Below are 21,040 nucleotides of genomic sequence, written 5' to 3'. Positions count from 1 at the left end.
GGTGTTGTTTCCTAACAGCTTTTATTTTCTTGTCGGCATCTTGTCTGCCTTTGCAACTTGACGTAGCCCGCTACGCCTGCGTTACAAAGACGGGCAATCTGCTCTACTATAAAACAACATCTGTTTAGGCTCTAATAAGCAATTGGGGTTAAAAGTTAGCGTAGTAAGCAACGATGCGCCTAGCATCGTTAGCCTCTATTTCTTAGCAATTTGCAGACAAGTGCATAATATGGCCTTGCTGCGAGGTAGGGGTTAGGGGCGTAGTTCGTAACCGCCGGCCGTTTTCTTCATCGTGATGATAAAGAATTGTGTATGGTCTTGTACACTTATCTTCTTGCCATTACACTCAACGGCTTTTAGAATAATGCTTGAACCACCCAACAGTTTTTCGGCATTTAATGCTTCGGCATAGTCATAATGAAATCGAAGTTTCATTGTTACGCCATCAATTGTGAGTTCTGCATCCGAATAGCCAGTGCCGCGTTTGCCTTCTTTACTATCCCAAAAACGCATTACTTCGCGGTGGGGTAAATCGGGCGAGAAACTCAAAAACTTAACATCGCCAATCGCTGTGCTAGTGATGTGTAGTGGCTTTCTGCTTTCGCATCCGCGCACCTGCACCCTTGCGTCTTTCAACAGCTGATCTTGGTCTATCACTTCACCCTTTTCGTCTTGAACAGACAGATACACGCTGTTAATGATGGCTGATGCAATGGTTGGTTCGTAGGTTTTATCCGAACTACTTGAGCAAGAAAAAAGCAGCGCTAACGCGACTAGAAAAAATAATTGTTTCGTCATGTAATTAAGTTAATTATGTTTGTTATATATATCATACATATCTGGTTTTGGCCTCTAAGCTCATCCCTACCTAAAGCACTTTCACCATGAAGGGTTAAAATTAAAGTCCACCTGCCAACTGAGTTTGAGCAAATTAATTGTCGATGATGGGCGAACGAAGACCGTTGGCTATGAAACGAGCAGTCTTCGTTCGCTAATCTTTTGCTTTCACATCCCTTTGGCCTATCCTATTTGCTTTAGGAGGTAGGCACATTTCTCGGGATTACCCAGTGTTTTACCTTTATCGCACGAGAGTTTAACGCAGTCGTGCCACTCGCGTTTTTCGGTGATACGGCACTTAGTGAGTTTCACCACGATGTTCATAGGTTTGCATCCCACCACATCGCACGTGAGGAATGTGCCCATGCCGTAGCTATCTTGCACTCTTCCGTCAACAAAACGATGAATTTCCAAAGCGCGTTCGATGTTCAGGCCGTTACTAAAAATCACCTTTTTGGTGGCAGGATTAATACCCAGCTGTTTGTATTTCTCGATAATTTTCTCGGTTTGTTCTTCCTCAACACCACTATCAACGCGCAAACCTGTAAACATAAGCGCCATACGTTTAGAGAGATTATTGAAGAAAACCTTATCGCCAAAGCAGTCGTAAAGATAAATGCCATTGTCGCCATCGTAAACATCGCTGAACTTACGCATCACATTAAAGTTGCATTCGAAGATGCCGCTAACGTTTTCTTCAAATTCTATAATCTGATGGCTCATCGTTCCCATGGGCACTAAGTTATATTTCATGGCCAAATACACGTTGCTGGTGCCCACAATGCGACCCTTCCAGGGTTGGAACACGCCGTCTACGGTTTCGCCACCCGCCTCGGCGGTGGCTTTCATTGCACGCAACACATTGTCGTGGTGTGCAAAAGAGAGTCGGCGACGCGTGCCCATATCGCCCAAGATCAGTCCACCACGCAGTATTTGTCTAGCTTTTTCGGCTGCACGTTCGTACTCTAGTGCCTCATCGTAGCGTTCGATGTCGCCGCGATGTTGGTGCATCAGTTCAGAAATAATAGAGAGTACGGGCATTTCCCACATAATAGTGGAATACCATTTACCACGAATGGAGATGGCCAGTTGTCCTTCGGCACTTTGTTCGATGTGCACTTCGCTGGGATTAAACTTGTATCCGCGCAAGAAAGTGAAGTACCATTGGGGCAGATAATACATGCGTTGCTGCATAAACGCAATCTCTTCGTCGGTTATTCGCACGTTCTGCATCAAGTTAATTTGTTCTCTCACCTTGTCGGCAAAGCCTTCTGGGTAGGCAGTATGGTTACGGTCGAAGAAGGTATATTCAACTTCGGCACGGGGATAGGTCTGCAAAACGTAATACTGGCAACTGAAGGTATAAGCATCGTTGTCGGTAAAATGATTAAGAATGGGCTGCATAGCTATTGCTTTTATGGGTTTATCGTTTATTAATTAGTGGTGAGCGCGGTGTGATTTGCTATATTTCTTGGTGACATAGGGATTTTATAGCGCCTACATTTGTAGTGTTCGAGAGGATTGTTTCGGCTCAATGCATCGACAATGGCCAGACTTAGGGCTAAGCCACGATGTGTTTGATGCGATGGTTTGGCTTGGTTTGTAAGCCTTTGTTTGGGTGCAGCGCACTAGAACACAATGTTAAGCAACTGGGCAAAGTCGTCGATCACCCAATTGGCGCCGGCCTCTTCCAATTCGTTCACCGAGCCATTGCCATAACTAACACCACAAGTAAAGGTGTTGGCACGCCGTCCCATCTCTATGTCGAAAGCCATATCGCCCACCACGAGCGTTTCTTGGGGTTTGGCATCGAGATGTTCTAAGGTTTTGAGTACAGGCTCGGGATGTGGTTTAGCGTTAACAACATCCTCGGCACTAACGATGTAACTGATGTACTGGCCAATGCCGATGCTTTGCGCAAGATGAGGAAGCGAGTCGCGTCCACGACTGCTAGCAATGGTGAGTGTTAGTCCTGCGGCATACATTTGTTTGATGGTATCCACCACATTAGCAAAAGGTTTCACCGCACCAGTAACGTTGTTTACATCGAAAATGCTACGATAGGTGTTCACACACTTCATTGCTGTGTCTTCATCTACGTTTGCCAGCATCACAAAAGCCTCTTTAAGAGGCAGTCCGATGGTGGCTGCGCATTGTTCTTCGGTGCTAACAGGCAAGTTGTGTTGCCTGAGTGTCTCTCTTAATGTGTCGACAATGATACGGCGCGAGTCGCCAAGCGTCCCATCAAAGTCGAGTATCACAGTTGCAATTCTCATCTTTTTGGTGCAAAGGTATGAAAACTTTGTCAGTAACAAAGAAATTATTGAGGAAAAGTGATGGTATAAAACGCAATGTGAGAACGCCCCATGGAAAGCCACAGAACGTTCTCACATAATGATATTAGCACGCATAGGTGCGCTCGTGGCAAGACACAAGCCAACAAGCAATGTGTTCGAGCCAGGCGTAAGGCGTTAAGCCTCGGTGTTTAGTCGGCCAACTTAGCCGAAATAAACTCGCGGTTAAGGCGTGCGATGTTGGCGATAGACTCGTTTTTGGGGCATTCGGCCTCGCAAGCACGAGTATTGGTGCAGTTACCAAAGCCCAGTTCTTCCATTGTCATCACCATCGCTTTAGCGCGTTTAGCTGCTTCGGGGCGTCCTTGAGGCAGCAGTGCGAGCTGACTAACCTTCGAACTAACGAAGAGCATAGCCGAACCATTCTTGCAAGCTGCAACGCAAGCGCCGCAACCGATGCATGTGGCGCAGTCCATTGCCTCGTCGGCGTCTTCCTTAGGGATAAGGATAGCATTGGCATCTTGTGGTTGTCCGGTACGAACGGTGGTATAACCACCAGCTTGGATAATCTTATCAAACGCGCCACGGTCTACCATACAGTCCTTAATAACAGGGAATGCAGCCGAACGCCATGGTTCAACGGTGATAACATCGCCATCTTTGAAGCGGCGCATGTACAGCTGACAGGTGGTAGCACCTGTTGCGGGGCCGTGGGGATGTCCGTTAATGTAAAGCGAACACATACCGCAGATGCCTTCTCGACAATCGTGATCGAACACGAATGGTTCTTGACGAGCCTCAATTAGTTGTTCGTTAAGGATGTCAAGCATCTCTAGGAACGATGTGTCGCCAGGTATATCCTTCATTTCGAATGTATCAAAATGTCCCTTGGCAGTGGGTCCATTCTGACGCCACACTTTGAGTGTGAAACTTATATTTTTGTCCATGTGATTTAGTTTTGTTTAAGTTGGCGTGTTAATTCGTCAACTTGTCAACTCGTCAACTTAATTATTGCTTATAGTTACGTGTTTGAACCTTTATCGCTTCGTACTCCAGAGGCTCTTTAATGAGTTCGGGCTCGGTGGTATCGTTACCTTGATACTTCCAGCAACCTACGTAGAAGAAGTTTTCATCATCACGTTTGGCCTCGCCTTCTTCTGTTTGGTATTCCTCACGGAAGTGTCCACCGCAGCTTTCGTTACGCGAAAGTGCATCGTAAGCTTCGAGTTCGCCCATGATAATAAAGTCGCGCAAGTGGATTGCTTTATCAAGTTCTACGTTCAAACCTTCCTTCGAACCAGGGATGAAGAGGTTAGTATCAAACTCCTTACGCAGTTCTTTCATCTTCTTAATACCCTCGCGAAGACCTTCGGCAGTGCGACCCATGCCCACGTGTTCCCACATGATGTGGCCCAATTCCTTATGAATAGAGTCTACCGAGCGTTGTCCTTGGATACCCATCAGTCTGTCTATCTCGTCTTGAACACCCTTTTCGGCCTCGGCAAATTCGGGCAGGTCGGTAGAAAGACGTGGCCAAATAGCTTGGTCGGCCAAATAGTTTTGGATGGTGTAAGGCAGAACAAAGTAGCCATCTGCAAGACCTTGCATCAGTGCCGACGCGCCCAAGCGGTTAGCTCCGTGGTCAGAGAAGTTGCATTCGCCAATAGCGAAGAGGCCTTTGATAGAGGTCATCAGTTCGTAGTCAACCCAAATACCGCCCATCGTATAGTGGATGGCGGGGTAAATCATCATGGGGTTGTAATATTTCACGCCGTTAATCTCGTTGGCTAACTCGCCAGGATTAACGTCGGTAATCTCTTCGTACATATCGAAGAGGTTGCCATAGCGCTGTTGAATGGCGTCGATGCCTAGGCGTTCGATACTTTCAGAGAAGTCGAGGAACACTGCAAGACCCGTATTGTTTACGCCAAAACCTTTGTCGCAACGCTCTTTGGCTGCACGCGAAGCCACGTCGCGAGGAACCAAGTTACCGAAAGCGGGATAACGACGCTCCAAATAATAGTCGCGATCTTCTTCGGGAATATCCGAACCACGCTTCTGACCGGCCTGCAATGCCTTAGCATCTTCAATCTTCTTGGGCACCCAGATACGACCGTCGTTACGCAACGACTCAGACATCAGTGTAAGTTTAGACTGCTTGTCGCCGTGAACGGGAATACAAGTGGGGTGAATTTGCACATAAGAGGGGTTTGCAAAGTATGCGCCTTTACGATAACACTGAATGGCAGCCGTACAGTTACACCCCATAGCGTTGGTAGAAAGGAAGTAAGCATTGCCATATCCGCCAGTTGCAATAACCACTGCGTTGGCCGAGAAGCGCTCTAGCTTACCCGTAACGAGGTTCTTTGCGATGATACCACGTGCACGGTCGTCAACAATTACCACGTCTTCCATTTCATAACGGGTGTAAAGTTTCACCTTTCCCGCCTTAACCTGGCAGCTAAGAGCAGAGTAAGCGCCCAGCAAAAGCTGCTGACCAGTTTGACCTTTGGCGTAGAACGTACGGCTTACCTGTGCACCACCGAACGAGCGATTGGCCAACATACCGCCATATTCACGTGCGAAGGGCACACCTTGAGCCACACACTGGTCGATAATGCTGTTACTAACCTCGGCCAAGCGGTAAACGTTAGCTTCACGCGCACGATAGTCGCCACCTTTTACGGTGTCATAGAAAAGGCGATACACCGAGTCGCCATCGTTTTGATAGTTTTTGGCGGCATTGATACCACCCTGAGCAGCGATAGAGTGTGCTCTACGGGGTGAGTCTTGTATGCAGAAGTTCAGCACATTGAAACCCATTTCGCCAAGCGAAGCGGCTGCGCTGGCACCAGCAAGACCAGTTCCCACAACGATAACATCGAGTTTCAGTTTGTTCTTGGGGTTAACCAGTCGCTGATGAGCCTTATAGTTGGTCCATTTCTCTGCAACGGGTCCTTCGGGTATTCTCGAATCTATTTTAATAGCCATAATTTTATCTTTTTATTGGTATCATGATTAAGCGCAGCAGGCGCACAAGCTAGGCGCACAACCGAAAGCGAAGGCCAACACTACAATGAGGAAGCCCAACATAAGCAGGGTGGTATAAGCCAAACCGATGGCTTTCCAACGGTTAAACCACACCTTGCCACTAACGCCAAGGCTTTGCATAGCACTCCAAAAGCCATGCGAAAGGTGGAACCAAATGGCCACAAACCACACAATGTAGAGCACTACATAAACGGGATTAGAGAATGTTTCCCTGATGTAAGCAAACCCATCGGCTGGATGGAACTTCATTTCCACACCAATAAGTTCTGCAAACATCATGTTGTACCAGAAATTGTAAAGGTGCAACACCAAGCCCAGAGCAATGATAATACCCAGAACAAGCATGTTTTGCGATGCCCATTCCACCTTCTCGTGCCTGCTAGTAACAGCATAACGCTCGTTTCCGCGGGCTCTACGGTTTTGTGCCGTGAGGATAAAGGCATACACAATGTGCGCCACAGTCAAGGCTCCAAGACCAAGCGTGGCAACTACGGCATACCAGTTGGCACCCAAAAACTCGCAGATCATGTTGTATCCCTTTTCCGAAAACAGCGCAACGATGTTCATTGACATATGGAATGTCAAGAACAGAACGAGCGCCACGCCGGTTACAGACATGACAACCTTTCTACCGATAGAAGAATTGATTAACCACATAAATGATTGAATTTAATTATTTAATTATGTTTGTATTATTTTCCCATTATTGTTGATTTGCCCAATTGCATGTTCCTGCAGTATCCTCGGCCACAAAAGCTACCTATTTTGCGCACAAGCCATTGCGTACTTTCATTGCATCGTGATTGCAGACGGGCATTTTCTTTATACCCCGAAGTGTTTACAGCGTGTTTCTTGCGCAATCTTACACCCTACTCCCACTGAAGTCGTGGCCAAAACGGCACAAAAAACAAACTTAACCTTGTCTGCAATACCTTGATTTAGGTATGCCACATATGTAACACGCTGCAAAAATACTATATTTTAGTGATTTTCCAAAGTATTTTTCACGCTTTATTACACCTATATATATCTTCCGCGAGAATACTTCTCACCGCTCTATTATTAACAAACGACAACAAGAAGCACCCTTTTTCAGACAAGATGACACAAATACTCCGCCCTCACAACACATCTTGACACAGCAAATCCACTCTTAATGGCGGTATGTAAACAGCAATCCACCTTTCCCTTGTTCATAATTTTTACGCTGAACATTCTTACTTCTCTATCCCATCGCTTATCTATTCTGCTTCAAGGTTGCAAATTTTTCTCTACTAACCCTTTTGCCGTCTCGCGAATATTCAATAAATTTGCAGCCAAGAAAAAAGAATTTTTACCTGTTGGGGGCTCGCTCTGATATGCTTTTATCTCTCATGCCCCGCCAATAACCTCCTAACAATCACGTTAACAATAAAGACATTCCATTATATAATGATGAAAACTACCCTCACTATCATGGCCCTTGCCTTAGCTACTACGGCATCGGCACAAGAAAATCCATTGTGGTTGCGCCATTGTGCTATTTCGCCCGATGGCTCTACCGTGGCTTTTGCCTACAAAGGCGACATCTACACCGTACCCGCTACGGGCGGTAACGCTAGGCAACTAACAACTAACTCCGCCCACGACTCCTATCCCGTGTGGAGCCCAGACAGCAAACAGCTGGCCTTCTGCTCTAATCGCGAGGGAAGTATGGACGTGTATGTAATGAACAGGGAAGGCGGCGCACCGCGTAGACTCACCACCAACAGCGGAACCGAAACGCCCATCGCCTTTAAAGACAACAACACAGTGCTCTATGTAAGCAGCATCATGCCCACTGCTCAGAGCATTTTGTTTGCTAATGGCTCGCTTCCTCAGGTCTACGAGGTGAGCACTAACGCCTCGCGCCCTCGCCTTTTCTCGGCTTTGCCCATGATGGATATCAGCATCCGACCTAATGGCGACTTGCTTTATCACGACCAAAAAGGCTACGAAGACCCGCTGAGAAAGCACCACCGCTCGCCCATCACACGAGATATTTGGTTGAGAAGAGCAGGCAAATACACCAAACTCACCAACTTTAATGGCGAAGACCGCACGCCTGTTTGGGCCGCTCAAGGCGACTCGTTTTATTATCTGAGCGAAGAAGATGGCACATTCAACGTGTACAAACGAAATATTGACGGTACTGATAAACAACAACTTACCCGACATACCACCAACCCCGTGCGCTTTCTTACCGCTGCTACCGACGGCACATTGTGCTATGGATACGACGGGGAGATTTATACACTCAAGCAAGGTGCTCAACCTCAAAAGCTAAAGGTGAACATCGTGACCGACAAAACGGATAAAGACCTTGACCGACAGACGCTCTTCACGGGCGCAACAGAGATTTCTCTCTCGCCTGATGGCAAGGAGTTGGCCTTCGTTTTGCACGGCGATGTGTACGTAACTTCGATGGACTACCGCACCACAAAGCAGATTACCGACACCCCCGAACAAGAACGCGAAATTCAATTTGCACCCGACGGACGAAGCATTGTTTATGCTTCGGAACGCAACGGACTGTGGCAAATCTATCGCACAAAACTGAAATTAGACAAGGAAAAGAGCTTTGCCTATGCCACTCAGCTTGAAGAAGAACAACTGGTAAAAAGCAATCGCACATCGCAACAACCGCGCTTTAGCCCCGATGGCAAGTGTATTGCCTTCTACGAAGACCGCTCTACACTGCGCGTTCTCGACATTAAGAGCAAGGAAGTACGCACTGTGATGGACGGAAAGTTTGTGTATTCGTACTCGGATGGCGATATCGGCTTCACTTGGAGCCCCGATAGCCGTTGGCTACTCGCTTCTTATATCGGCATTGGCGGATGGAACAACCCCGACATCGCACTGGTTAAGGCCGATGGAAAGGGCGAAATTCATAACCTCACACAAAGCGGATACAGCGACGGCGGACCTCGTTGGGTGCTTGGCGGAAAAGCCATGATCTTCAGTAGCGACCGAGCTGGATATCGCAGTCATGGCTCATGGGGTGCAGAACGCGATGTCTATATCATGTTCTTCGACCTCGATGCTTACGAAAAGTTCAGACGCAACAAGGAAGAACGCGAACTGGCTAAAAACGAAGAACAAGAACAACAAAAGGACAAAAAAGATAAAAAGGATAAAGAGGAAGACAAAATAAAAGTTGGTTCGGCTAATAAGAAAAAGAAAGACGAACCTAAAGGGCTGGTTTTCGACCTCGAAAATTGTCGCGACCGCGTTATTCGGCTCACGGACCACTCTTCGCACTTGGGCGATTACGTGCTAAGCAACGGCGGAGATACACTCTATTATCAAGCGTCGTTCGAAGGCGGATACGACTTGTGGAAACGACAAATTAGCGAAGATCGCACCTCTATTGTAATGAAAAATGTGGGTAGTGGCGAGTTTTTGCCTGATAAAGACTTCCGCCACCTCTACCTCTGCGACTACAACGCCATCAAGAAAATCGACCTAAGCAGCAATTCTAGCAAAAATATTGAGTTCGAAGCTCGCTTCAACTTCAAACCTTATGCCGAAAGACAATACATGTTTAACCATGTTTGGCAACAGGTGAAGGATAAATTCTACGAACCTACACTACACGGCGTAGACTGGGCCAACTATAAAAAGGTGTACGAAAAATTCCTCCCCTACATCAACAACAACTTCGACTTTAGCGAAATGCTTAGCGAAATGCTGGGCGAACTTAACGCCTCGCACACTGGCGCACGCTACTGGGGCACTGCGCCACGCTTGCAAACAGCGCATCTAGGACTTTTCTTCGATAACGACTACACTGGCAACGGACTGCGCGTGCAAGAAGTGATTAAACGCGGACCTTTTGCTGTGCGCAACACTAAGGTTACTGCAGGTTGCATCATCGAAAAAATCGACGGAGACAGCATCGTGCAAGGACAAGACTATTTCCCACTGCTCGATGGCAAAGCTGGTAAACCGGTGCGCGTGTCGGTATTCGACCCTAAAACAAAAAAACGCTTCGACGTGGTAATCCGACCCGTATCGGCTAGCGAACAACAGGAACTGCTCTACAAACGATGGGTAGACCGCAACAGACACTTGGTTGACAGCCTCTCGGGTGGCCGACTTGCATACGTGCATGTAAAGGCTATGAACAGCCCTAGCTACCGACAAGTGTACCTCGAACTGCTGAGCGATACCAATAGAAATAGAGACGCCGTTATTGTTGACGAAAGACACAACGGCGGCGGATGGCTACACGACGACCTTTGCACGCTGCTTAATGGTAAAGAATACCAGCAGTTTGTGCCTAATGGACGCTATGTGGGCAGCGACCCCTTTAACAAATGGAACAAACCCTCGTGCGTAATGATATGCGAAGACGACTACAGCAACGGACATGGATTCCCCTGGGTGTACAAAGAACTGGGCATCGGCAAACTCATCGGTACACCTGTGGCTGGTACAATGACCGCCGTTTGGTGGGAAAACATGCTCGACCCCTCCATCGTCTTTGGTATTCCACAAGTGGGATGTCGCGACTTGCGCGGTAACTACGGCGAAAACACGCAGCTCAACCCCGACATCGAAGTGTATAACTCACCCGAAGACTATATCAATGGTTACGACCGACAACTGGTTAAGGCCGTGGAAGAAATGATGAAGGTGGTGAAGAAATAAAAAAAGCCTCACCCCCAGCCCCTCTCCAAGGGGAGAGGGGAGTGATTAGCCAGGCTGCTTTATCGTGATTTGGATAGTAATGGCAATTAATGTATAGTCCCTCTCACCCCACTTGCCTATTAGTCCCTATCTATTTCATCAACCCTATTAGCCCCTATCTGTTCCAACAGCACCAATACGGTTAATTACCCAATAAAAACAAAGCATATCACTCCCCTCTCCCCTTGGAGAGGGGCTGGGGGTGAGGCTCATTTATTAACATAAAGTCCCAATGAACAACCTTAGACGAGAACTGGAACTCCTGCTTTTATTAACCGAAAACAAAGACTATTCTGTGCAGATGCTGGCCGATAGACTAGACATCACACGCCGACAACTTTATTACGACCTCGAAAATCTGCGTGCTTGCGGGTTTAAACTCGTAAAAACCAACACAAAATATAGACTTGACAGGCATTCGCCCTTCTTTAAACGACTGCACGAAAACATCGCATTCACCGAAGAAGAGGCCATGATGGTGTACCGACTGCTCGACAGATTGCCACACACCGACTACCTCTCCAAAAGCATACAATCAAAACTGGAACGTTTCTTCAACCTGGAATTGCTCACCGATGTGGGACAAAGACGACAGGCTGAAAGCAACGCTGCCGTGCTGCGCGAGGCCATACAGCTGCGCCGTGTGGTTATACTCAAAAACTATTCGTCGCCTCATAGTAGAACGGTGAGCGACAGAATGGTGGAACCATTCTTGTTTCTTAATGCCGAAATGGATATTAGATGCTTCGAAATTAACAGCCATACCAACAAAACGTTCAAAACCTCGCGCGCTGCTTCGGTGGAAATGACCGATGTGGAATGGCTCAACGAACAGAGTCATAAATCTATCTTCACCGACTTATTTATGTTTAGCGGCGAAGAACGCCTGCCTGTTGAACTAAAACTGGGTAGGTTGGCACACAGCATCTTATTGGAAGAATACCCCGCTGCCGAAGCTTATATCACTCCAGCCAACACACCCAACCACTGGATTTTCGCCTCCGAAGTGGCCAGTTATTTGGGTATCGGGCGTTTCGTGCTGGGTCTTTACCACGACATCGACGTGCTTGGCAGTGCCCAATTTGCCGCCTATATCAACGAGAAAGTAAAGGCCATGAACCAGAAAGTAAACCCATAAACACCCATGCCGAATAGTCTTTTTCTGTTATTCGGCTTATCTTTAACCACACGCTAGTGGTTTTCTTTCCCTCACTCTTTTGCCATTAGCAATGCCTTTGCCACCTTATTTCGGCTAAAGCATTATCCCCAATCTCTAAGTTAGGCCACTTATCACATGTTGTATATTGTTTTCATGGCGTCTATTCTCTCTTTCGTTTGCTTGTTGGTCTCTTGCATCGCTCATGCTTTTGGTGTATTGCCCTACTTATTCTTCTACAACAAAGGCAATGCGCTCAACAGTACACAAACGCTTAACCACGCTAACCACTAATTTTCCATTATATACCAACTGTTAATTTATTAGGTTTATTTTACAAAACACATCCTTCCAAACCCACCCTTCTAGAGAAAAATGACCGCTAAAAACCATCTAAACCACCATTTTTTGATTAAAACAGGAAACCACCGCCACCATTTTTCGCCCCATTATTTGCAATTTACTATGACTTTAGCCTTCTATTTCAAGAAAAATTGCGCTAAATTCGCAGCCAACTTTGCAAAAAAAATACGCTTATTTTAGGTACAATTAGCACTGCAAAATGCAGCAAAACGCACTGTTAACTGCAACAAAACGCAAGGCTATCTCCTACAAAACGCAAGGTTAAATGCAGCAAAACGCAGAGCTAAATGCTGCAAAACACAAGACAGAATGTCACAAAATACACCACTCAGAAGAAGAACCAAGAAAATAACTGCACGAAAAACAGCACTCGAAAGACAATTAACTAACAAAATGTAAACTTGCAACAAATATCAGCTTCGCAGCCATTACACTGGCGATTAAATATGCTAAGCACTTGTATATACAAGCAAATAATGGCGTTTTTTCAGCTAAAACCACACAAACAGCTGAAATTCAAATCATTACAAACTTTCGAAATACGCCCAAATTTCCGCCCCGCACCCGAAAAATTCTCACACAAGGCACTCACAATGTTAAAATTTAGTACAAATATTTTACACCATTGAAAACAAATCTCGATACACAATACAGCGAAAAAAGAGAAATAGCTCCATATTAACGGCATCGTTCTCTACAAGTCTACTATACAAACACCCAGTTAAAAACTAGCAGATACACGCCCCACCATTAGAGAATAATCCATGATTTGCCCCATCGCTTTCTTGATGGCCATGAAAACAAAACCAGCACAGAAACCAAATCCCCATTAGATTGCCATTAAGTTTAACATCGCCATACAAAACAGCTATCACAGTTATAACCCAGATAGAACAAAGAAAAACTTGGGTTAAAAGCCACATAAGATATAAAACAAGAAGAGGGACGCTCTTGCGTCCCTCCCTATTAAAACCAATAAAATATGCTCCCACGCGCATATAACGCACGATAAGAAGGAGTTAGTCGATGAGAGAAGGTTCTCGCGCCCTTCGTAGGGATGGCGTCTGGCAAGTTCAGGTGCGAAATACACTTCACCCAACGAATGGCAATGCCCCAAAGACATTTGAACGTCTATTTATTTTGGTGTTTATGAACTACTGGGGATAATGCCCATGGAGAACAGCCAGCGCGAGAAACCAATGTTTAAACACGCGTCGCAACAGTCAAATCGTGCCAAGCACGTTTGGCCTAAAAGCATGTAAGCAGCAGCTTAGCCTTACTTCGTCGCTAATGGAGAGGTCGAGCTTCTCGCCATGCGCCAGTGCAAATACAATTGTCGGGGGCGTTTAGGTGTGTTGAAAGCGTTCTGTTAGCGATAGATGTTGCTTGATGTGGGGGGATAAGTCAATACACAGCCCAACACTTCAATATGTAGCCATGCACGGTTTGCAATAAGTCTTAGCACGCTTGAGCCAGTAAAGGCGCCACAGTGTGCCAAGCATAGCAATTTATACCATCATTATGGTTGGTTGTAGGCATTACCCAGCCATATACTAAGATGTGGCACGGCATTATATGTGAGACAAAAAGCAACTATTGGGAGATTGAAGAAGCTGTCACTACGGCAAACATCACATTGAGATAAGAATGAGGAGATTGGTATATTGCATCGAAAGGGCTGCAATATAATCAGCGTTCACCCTCATATTCCCTTTGTTCCTTTTCTATCTAATTTTATCTATGTGGTTTATTTAATTATTTAATATAGGCTCTAACTCAAAATTCTCTGCTCCTAAAACATTTTCTAATTACTCTAACTCTATTTCCTTGCCAGCTCGTTGGTGCATGTGCCGAGCCCAATCTGCGATGAGGTACTCAATATTGGGGCGACATTGCAGAAAGGAAACCATGCACCTGAGGGCGGTTTACCGTTTGCGGTACTGTGAGGGAGATAGTCCCACTTGTTCTTTAAAGAACTTTCCTAAGAAGCTTTGGTTGGGGAAATTGAGTTCTTTAGCAATTTCTTTCACGCTTTTAGTGGTGTTTTTAAGTTGCACGCGCAGTTCCAAGGTGATATATTTATCAATCCATTGGTTGGGTGTTCGCTTACTAACGTTTCTCACTGTTTCGGAAAGATATTTGGGAGTGATGCCCAATTGCTCGCCATACCAGCTTACTCGCCGTTCTTTTCTAAAGTTTTGTTCTACCATTTTAATGAACTTGGCGAAGATGGCTTCGGCTCGTGTCTTCTTCAAGTCCGTTGTTTGTTGTACCCGATAGATAGCGTCTGATGCATTGTATATCATCGACGTTATCATCGAGCGTACTGTATCTTTGCGATACCTATGGCCAGCCTGCTGCATTTTCTTTTCAATGAGCGAGAGGTGGAGCAGCATTTCGCCTCCTTCTTCTGCATTGAGTGTGAATACAGGGTTGGTTCTTGAGAAGAGAATCAAGGACGAAAGTTCATGGATTCCCATGATAATCTCGTTCATGAAGTCCTTAGACAACAGTATGGCTACACCCTTACAGTTGGTGCTCAGCTCACCACTATTAAGTATGGGACCAGCAGGTACCACCAAAATGTGATTGGGTTGAAGCTCATACGTGATTGTGTCTACTGTGTACTGGGCACTGCCTTGAGCACAGATGGCAAGCACCAAGCACTGCATTTTGTACGGACCTGATAGGTCCGACAGCTTGTTGAGGTCGTCGACGAATATTAAATCGTCGTCCATACTCACAACGTCGCAGCTTTCTTTGACAATAGGAATTGTCAAGTCGTTCAATTGTAGTTTCCGCATTTCCTTACCTTTTACTTCGCAAATATAGGAAATTAATACCATAAATGCAAGCAATAAAGAATAAAAAAGTACGAAAATGCGAAATAAGTTATTTATTAAAAAAGAAATTTCCTATATAGAACAATCCGTATTTCTAAGGCTTCTACATTTTGGACACTTTTTAAACGAAAGTGCTTGTCGCCGTGGATGATAAGGTTAAGGTTGTCGGTAAGGGTGAATTTGCTAAATGCTTGCTCGTCTGTGGCACCATTGCAAATATATCGAAGGTGATTGATGTAAATATTTCCTCCTCTTCTAGTTCCTCTAAAAGTAATACGCACAATGCCTTGAAAATGATGAGGAAAGCGGTAGATAAGTGTATCGGATTTGGTGTTTTGCACCTCTGGAGAAAACACCTTTATCACACGGGGGGCTGGTATGAGTTGTAAGGGTTGGGCTAATGGTGCTATATGGGTGGCGTTGTAGCGCGAAGCTGAAAGCCAAGGTATGCTGTCGGCTAGGTTGATTTGCCAGGGAGTGGCATTGTCGGTGGCGTTATGCCATTCGGCTAAAGGGAAAAGCATTCCTGACGAAGGGTATTGCTGGCCTGATGAAGAGACTTGACGGTCTGATGAAATGTCTTGTTGGTGTGATGAAACGTCTTGTTGGTGTGATGAGGGGTTTTGTTGGTATGCTGAAGCCCATTGCATGCCGCGATTGGCTCGTCTACAAGCCCATGTTTCGTCGCTATTGTAGGCAAAGGGTGTGCCATCGGCCAGTTCGCCCCAATAGCTAATGGCCACTTGCTTGCGCCCCGCATGGGGCATGGTGGGGCAATACCAAAGGGAGATGGTGTTGTTACGAGCAAGAAAGGGTGTAATGTCGTAGCGTATGTTCACTTCTGTGGTGTCGGCATATCTGCGAAAGGGTTCGTAAAGGTTGCGGCTTACGTTCATGCCGTTAACAAGTAGCTGTATTTTTCCGGTTGTAGCCACGCTCACAAAGGCTTTACGAGGGCGCGACGTTTGTTTATAGATGCGCGTAAACCACAGCATGGACGTCGAGTCGGTTTGCGGTGCGCTTATCCAAGGTGTTTGAAAGGCGTTAAAGGTACTACTGGTTAAGAGGTTTTGACCTGTGCCTTTTTCTGCGTGTAGAGGCATGGTGCTGGAGCTCAGCGCAAGGGCAAGAGCCATACAGAGGTTACACATCCATATACGAAATATCATTTTAGCACGGCCTCCTCGTCCGCTTTGAGGTTAAGTTTTTTTGTTTTGTCGTTATCGTAAACAGCAGTTTGTTTGTCTACTTTTCTCTTTATGCGAGTATCAAGTACGCGTTTGTTACGCCAATAGCAGTTAACTTCGAAACCACCGCGTGCACATAGTCTGCAAACACTGTCCTAAATTCCATGAGAAGGCATTGCGGGCAGCTGTCTAATTTCGTGTGTGCGTTGAACCATTTTTTAGCAAACGTCCGCTGTTCTACCGAGGTTTCCATCTATTTAGAAGGGTGAATGAATGCTGAAAATACAGCACTGCATGAGTGGCATTATTAATAAGGAGCGTTGAATTGTGTGTTGAGATAACGCCATCTACTAATATCACTTGCAGCAGAATACAAATCCGTGCTTTGCTTGCCATCGCCCACGACATGTGCTATGAGGCTAACAACATTTACATCAGCGTGCAACTGATGGTTATGGATAAACGTTAATGCCAGCTTGGGGTTAAAACAAAAGAGAGACCGCACCAATGAGGGGCGATCTCTCCTTATATATACGTGAGCCTGTGGTATGGTTTGCGAATGGTTAGCAGGCCATTGCGCCCGCCATTCAGATTAATGCCCTTAGACCCAACCTAGATAAGCCAGGGATAGCCAAGCAAATAGCGCTACCCCACGCCCCATAAGCCTGCAAATATTAGTACATATACAGTTGCCCTATGCGTCGATGTTGGCGTAAGTGGCGTTTTGTTCAATAAATTCGCGCCTTGGTTCTACGTCGTCTCCCATGAGCATGGAGAATATTTCGTCTGCTTCGGCAGCGTTTTGTATGGTAACTTGCTTGAGCAAACGCGTCGTTGGGTCCATTGTTGTTTCCCAAAGTTGTTCGGGATTCATCTCTCCCAAACCTTTATAACGTTGTACATGAATGCTCTTGTTGTCTTCTTGTCCTTCGCCATATTTGTCGATAAAGGCCTGTCGTTGCTGTTCGTTGTAGCAATATTCGCGCACTTTGTTTTTGTAGGTGCAAAGATAAAGTGGCGGCGTAGCGATATAGAGGTGGCCTTCTTGTATAACCCTTGGCATAAAACGATAGAAGAGTGTCATGATAAGCGTGTCGATGTGCGAGCCATCGACATCGGCGTCGGTCATGATGATAATCTTATCGTAGCGCAGTTTGTCGATATTGGCTTCTTTATCGTCTTCACCTTCTACGCCAAAGCGCACGCCAATACTTTGGATGATGTTCATTACCGACTCTGCTTCAAACACCTTATGCCATTGCACTTTTTCTACATTGAGGATTTTACCCTTAAGCGGAAGGATGGCTTGCGTGTAGCGGTCGCGTCCTTGTTTGGCCGAGCCACCGGCCGAATCGCCCTCGACGAGGAAAATCTCCGAGGTTTTTGGGTCTTTATTAGAGCAATCGGCAAGTTTTCCTGGCAGTCCACCGCCCGACATTGGGTTTTTTCTTTGAACGCTTTCGCGTGCTTTTCGGGCAGCGATACGTGCCGTTGCGGCCAATATCACCTTATCGCAAATAAGCTTAGCTTCTTTTGGATGTTCTTCGAGATAATAGCCAAGAGCCTCTCCCACGGCCTGTTGCACAGCGCCCGACACTTCGCTATTACCCAGTTTTGTTTTGGTTTGTCCTTCGAATTGAGGCTCGGCCACCTTGATAGAGATAACAGCCGTGAGTCCTTCGCGGAAGTCTTCGCCAGCTATTTCGATTTTCGATTTCTCTATTTGCTTCGATATAACGGGGTCGTTATCGGCATAGTTTTTCAGCGTACGCGTTAAAGCCATGCGGAAGCCCGTGAGATGGGTACCACCTTCGATGGTGTTGATATTGTTCACATACGAATGTATGTTCTCGCTGTAGTCGGTATTATACATCACAGCCACCTCTATGGGGATGTTTTGTTTTTCTGTTTTGAGGTAGATAACATCGTCGAAGAGGTGTGTGCGATGGCGGTCTACGTAGCGTACAAACTCTTTCAAGCCATCTTTGGCATGGAAAGTCTCGGTGCGAGTCTTACCATTTTCATCAGGACGAAGGTCGGTAAGTGTTATCTTTACGCCAGCATTAAGGTATGCCAATTCGCGCATACGCGACGCAATGATGTCCCAACGATACACGGTTGTAGTGAAGATGCTGGGGTCGGGCCAGAATTGTTGGCGTGTTCCACGCTTATCCGTTTCGCCAACAACCTTAACGGGGTACATTGGTTTACCTGTTTCGTATTCTTGTTGGTAGATTTTTCCATCACGAAACACCTGCGACATCATTCTCGTAGACAACGCATTTACGCAACTAACGCCCACGCCATGGAGTCCACCGCTCACTTTATACGAGCCTTTATCAAACTTACCACCAGCGTGCAGCACCGTCATAACCACTTCAAGGGCCGACTTATGCAATTTTTCGTGTTCGTCAACGGGTATTCCACGGCCGTCGTCTTGCACTGTTATTGAGTTATCTTCGTTAATCGTTACTTCGATGTGGCTACAAAAACCGGCCATTGCCTCGTCGATAGAGTTGTCCACTGTTTCGTTTACGAGGTGATGCAAGCCCTTTTCGCTGATGTCTCCGATGTACATCGCAGGCCTTTTGCGCACCGCTTCCAGGCCTTCAAGCACCTGGATGTTACTGGCCGAGTAGTTATTCTCGTTGTTTTGATTTTCTACCATTGTCTTGATTAAGAATTTTAATATGCAAAGATACTAAAAATCAATGAGAAACAGAAATCTTTTTCCACGAATTAATGTTTGTCGCAACAGGTATTTAAGCATGTTCCACAGCCTTTGCCCAGCAAAGCGCTAAGAAGACGAAATACGAAACACAAACATGCACAAAAGCTAAACAAAAAGAAGAACGGCGACAAACATAAAGAGAAGGAAAAACCAGACACAAAGAAGAGTTGAGCTATACACAAACAATAGCTGAGTAAGACATAAAGACGAGAAACGGAAAGGCCAAAACGAACCTAAAAGCAAACCTAAGACAACCCCAAGCACCAGCGCGAACCCCTACCAGGTGCATACAATGCAGGGGTATAAAAACAACAATCCGCAGCTCTTTTTAAGAACCGCGGATTGGTATTTGTCAACTCTAACCGAGTATTAACCCAGTTTGTTGATATGAAGCGCCAAGCTTGATTTCAAGTTAGCAGCTTTGTTCTTATGTATGATGTTGGTCTTTGCAAGTTTGTCCAGCATCTTCTGAACAGTGGGATAAAGCTTTACAGCCTCATCTTTATTGGTAAGAGCGCGCAGCTTACGAACGGCATTACGCATTGTCTTCGCATAATACTTGTTATGCAGAGTCCGCACCTTTGTCTGGCGTATTCTCTTTAATGATGATTTGTGATTTGCCATCTCTTATTTCCTTTTTATTTTTAGTAGTCCCTAGGAGAGTCGAACTCCTCTTTAGAGAATGAAAATCTCTCGTCCTAACCGATAGACGAAGGGACCAGTGCTGAATTGCGGTTGCAAAGGTACGCATTTTTATTATTCCTACCAAACTTTTTGAGAATATTTTTCGCTAAAACCTTGATTTTTCGTATTTTTGCAGTAAAAGAAAGGCTAAGATAGCCATTTTCTCTGCTTATTCATCGTTTCTCAAACATTTGTTCATGCTTGTTAAAACCAACGCTATTGTGCTGCGCACGATTAAATATGGCGATGCTAAAGTCATTGCCGACTTGCTCACTGAGCATTTCGGTCGACTGTCTTTTGCTTGCAACATGCCGCGCACTAATAAGGCTAAGATTAAACGACAATTGTTTCAACCGCTCACTCTTCTAGAGATTGAGTTCGACCATCGCCCCAATATTCAGCTGCAACGGTTGCGTGATGCGCGTATGCCTTTCCCTTTTGCGTCTATCCCCTACAACGAAACGAAATTGGCTATTGCGCTTTTCGTGGCCGAATTTCTTTGTTATGCCACGCGCGACGAGCAACAAAACGAGCCTTTATATAAATATGTGGAAACCAGTGTGCGATGGCTCGATGGTGCTCAACAGGCATTTGCCAACTTCCATCTTGCGTTTATGATTAGGCTTTCGCGTTTCTTGGGCTTCTTTCCCAACTTAGAGAATTTCTCGCGCGGTTGTCTTTTCGACCTTCGTAGTGGCTGTTTTGTCACCGCTATCCCTTTGCACAACGACTATTTGCAGTCTGCCGACGCCGAACAATTGGCCAACATCATGCGCATTACGCCGCAAAACATGCATCTCTTTGCCTTATCGCACAACGAAAGAAACCGCTGCACGCAGTTGGCTATTAACTTTTATCGTCTGCACATCCCTAGTTTTCCCGAGCTAAAATCGTTTGATGTGCTTCGCGCGGTATATGGTGACTAAAGCTATTTTGTTGTGGTTTGCTCTATGTTGTTCTTTTTCTTTGCTGTGATTTTGCTTGTGTAGAACTTCTAACAACACGCACCTGGCGTCGTTTTTTCATCAAAATAATTTTTGTGCGTACATATTATAAGGTGCTAGCCTCAACCAATACTCCCCCATTAGAGTGGCAAACAACACACCAGCAAACACAAAAGGGCAAGAACATTGCGGTTTGTGCTAGTCGGTCTTTTTACAACGACGCAGCTTTTTCACCTT

The 21,040-nt window shown here is 45.8% G+C and carries 14 protein-coding genes, 1 tRNA gene and 1 pseudogene; 4 read left to right on the top strand and 12 right to left on the bottom strand.

Going from position 1 to position 21,040, the window contains the following annotated elements:
- Positions 1 to 252: 252 nt before the first annotated feature.
- The 6 genes from QME03_RS03945 to QME03_RS03920 all read right to left on the bottom strand — a co-directional run bounded on the left by QME03_RS03945 (position 253) and on the right by QME03_RS03920 (position 6,839).
- Positions 253 to 798, bottom strand: a complete 546-nt coding sequence (locus tag QME03_RS03945; protein WP_281723541.1) for a hypothetical protein — start codon at positions 796 to 798, stop codon at positions 253 to 255.
- Between the two features lie 222 nt (positions 799 to 1,020).
- Entirely contained in the window at positions 1,021 to 2,241 is a 1,221-nt protein-coding gene (gene pncB, locus QME03_RS03940) for a nicotinate phosphoribosyltransferase (RefSeq protein ID WP_281723540.1), read from the bottom strand.
- A 224-nt stretch (positions 2,242 to 2,465) separates the two neighbouring features.
- Positions 2,466 to 3,113 (bottom strand): HAD family hydrolase, encoded by a 648-nt coding sequence (locus tag QME03_RS03935; protein WP_281723539.1) that lies wholly within the window; start codon positions 3,111 to 3,113, stop codon positions 2,466 to 2,468.
- Between the two features lie 209 nt (positions 3,114 to 3,322).
- Positions 3,323 to 4,078 (bottom strand): succinate dehydrogenase/fumarate reductase iron-sulfur subunit, encoded by a 756-nt coding sequence (locus QME03_RS03930; RefSeq protein ID WP_025815856.1) that lies wholly within the window; start codon positions 4,076 to 4,078, stop codon positions 3,323 to 3,325.
- A gap of 61 nt (positions 4,079 to 4,139) precedes the next feature.
- On the bottom strand, positions 4,140 to 6,122 hold the full coding sequence (locus tag QME03_RS03925; protein WP_110370263.1) for a fumarate reductase/succinate dehydrogenase flavoprotein subunit: 1,983 nt from the start codon (positions 6,120 to 6,122) through the stop codon (positions 4,140 to 4,142).
- A 27-nt stretch (positions 6,123 to 6,149) separates the two neighbouring features.
- A complete protein-coding gene (locus QME03_RS03920) occupies positions 6,150 to 6,839 on the bottom strand; it encodes a succinate dehydrogenase cytochrome b subunit (RefSeq protein WP_281723538.1) in 690 nt (229 codons plus the stop codon).
- 774 nt (positions 6,840 to 7,613) lie between these two features.
- Here QME03_RS03920 and QME03_RS03915 point away from each other — a divergent pair.
- Entirely contained in the window at positions 7,614 to 10,856 is a 3,243-nt protein-coding gene (locus QME03_RS03915; protein WP_281723537.1) for a S41 family peptidase, read from the top strand.
- Between the two features lie 271 nt (positions 10,857 to 11,127).
- Positions 11,128 to 12,033, top strand: a complete 906-nt coding sequence (locus QME03_RS03910) for a helix-turn-helix transcriptional regulator (RefSeq protein ID WP_281723536.1) — start codon at positions 11,128 to 11,130, stop codon at positions 12,031 to 12,033.
- Positions 12,034 to 14,339: 2,306 nt separating this feature from the next.
- Here QME03_RS03910 and QME03_RS03905 read toward each other — a convergent pair.
- The 3 genes and pseudogenes from QME03_RS03905 to QME03_RS11830 form a co-directional block, all read right to left on the bottom strand.
- A complete protein-coding gene (locus tag QME03_RS03905; protein WP_025815862.1) occupies positions 14,340 to 15,218 on the bottom strand; it encodes a helix-turn-helix domain-containing protein in 879 nt (292 codons plus the stop codon).
- A 95-nt stretch (positions 15,219 to 15,313) separates the two neighbouring features.
- Complete coding sequence (locus QME03_RS03900) at positions 15,314 to 16,426, bottom strand: hypothetical protein (RefSeq protein ID WP_281723535.1); 1,113 nt, start codon at positions 16,424 to 16,426, stop codon at positions 15,314 to 15,316.
- Positions 16,423 to 16,572: pseudogene (locus QME03_RS11830) on the bottom strand (hypothetical protein); the annotation flags it as partial. The pseudogene QME03_RS11830 and the gene QME03_RS03900, both read right to left, overlap by 4 nt.
- Positions 16,573 to 16,742: 170 nt before the next feature.
- Between QME03_RS11830 and QME03_RS03895 the strand changes: the two are divergent.
- Positions 16,743 to 16,913, top strand: coding sequence for a hypothetical protein (locus QME03_RS03895; RefSeq protein WP_281723534.1), 171 nt, complete (start codon positions 16,743 to 16,745; stop codon positions 16,911 to 16,913).
- A gap of 225 nt (positions 16,914 to 17,138) precedes the next feature.
- Here QME03_RS03895 and gyrB read toward each other — a convergent pair whose 3' ends face one another.
- From gyrB to QME03_RS03880, 3 genes are all read right to left on the bottom strand, one after another.
- The gene (gene gyrB / locus QME03_RS03890; RefSeq protein WP_110370266.1) at positions 17,139 to 19,112 is read right to left on the bottom strand and encodes a DNA topoisomerase (ATP-hydrolyzing) subunit B; all 1,974 of its coding nucleotides are present in this window, start codon (positions 19,110 to 19,112) and stop codon (positions 17,139 to 17,141) included.
- Between the two features lie 432 nt (positions 19,113 to 19,544).
- Positions 19,545 to 19,799, bottom strand: coding sequence for a 30S ribosomal protein S20 (rpsT, locus tag QME03_RS03885; RefSeq protein WP_009231631.1), 255 nt, complete (start codon positions 19,797 to 19,799; stop codon positions 19,545 to 19,547).
- A gap of 24 nt (positions 19,800 to 19,823) precedes the next feature.
- Positions 19,824 to 19,895: transfer RNA gene (locus QME03_RS03880), tRNA-Glu, on the bottom strand.
- Positions 19,896 to 20,056: 161 nt separating this feature from the next.
- On the opposite strand from QME03_RS03880, the gene recO reads away from it, so the two are divergent.
- Positions 20,057 to 20,785: a DNA repair protein RecO gene (recO, locus tag QME03_RS03875; protein WP_273148438.1), complete on the top strand. Its 729-nt coding sequence runs from the start codon at positions 20,057 to 20,059 to the stop codon at positions 20,783 to 20,785.
- Positions 20,786 to 21,040: the final 255 nt, after the last annotated feature.

This window comes from Hoylesella shahii, from assembly GCF_937990675.1.
Lineage (GTDB): Bacteria > Bacteroidota > Bacteroidia > Bacteroidales > Bacteroidaceae > Prevotella > Prevotella shahii.
Note: the sequence above shows the minus strand (reverse complement) of the source record. Positions and strands in the feature narration are given on the sequence as shown.

Bases quoted from the DNA above. Each gene is read 5' to 3' on its own strand.
- QME03_RS03900 (WP_281723535.1), bottom strand. From the start codon at position 16,426: ATGATATTTCGTATATGGATGTGTAACCTCTGTATGGCTCTTGCCCTT.
- gyrB (WP_110370266.1), bottom strand. From the start codon at position 19,112: ATGGTAGAAAATCAAAACAACGAGAATAACTACTCGGCCAGTAACATC.
- QME03_RS03915 (WP_281723537.1), top strand. From the start codon at position 7,614: ATGATGAAAACTACCCTCACTATCATGGCCCTTGCCTTAGCTACTACG.
- rpsT (WP_009231631.1), bottom strand. From the start codon at position 19,799: ATGGCAAATCACAAATCATCATTAAAGAGAATACGCCAGACAAAGGTG.
- QME03_RS03935 (WP_281723539.1), bottom strand. From the start codon at position 3,113: ATGAGAATTGCAACTGTGATACTCGACTTTGATGGGACGCTTGGCGAC.
- QME03_RS03930 (WP_025815856.1), bottom strand. From the start codon at position 4,078: ATGGACAAAAATATAAGTTTCACACTCAAAGTGTGGCGTCAGAATGGA.
- QME03_RS03905 (WP_025815862.1), bottom strand. From the start codon at position 15,218: ATGCGGAAACTACAATTGAACGACTTGACAATTCCTATTGTCAAAGAA.
- QME03_RS03920 (WP_281723538.1), bottom strand. From the start codon at position 6,839: ATGTGGTTAATCAATTCTTCTATCGGTAGAAAGGTTGTCATGTCTGTA.
- pncB (WP_281723540.1), bottom strand. From the start codon at position 2,241: ATGCAGCCCATTCTTAATCATTTTACCGACAACGATGCTTATACCTTC.
- QME03_RS03910 (WP_281723536.1), top strand. From the start codon at position 11,128: ATGAACAACCTTAGACGAGAACTGGAACTCCTGCTTTTATTAACCGAA.
- QME03_RS03925 (WP_110370263.1), bottom strand. From the start codon at position 6,122: ATGGCTATTAAAATAGATTCGAGAATACCCGAAGGACCCGTTGCAGAG.
- QME03_RS03945 (WP_281723541.1), bottom strand. From the start codon at position 798: ATGACGAAACAATTATTTTTTCTAGTCGCGTTAGCGCTGCTTTTTTCT.
- recO (WP_273148438.1), top strand. From the start codon at position 20,057: ATGCTTGTTAAAACCAACGCTATTGTGCTGCGCACGATTAAATATGGC.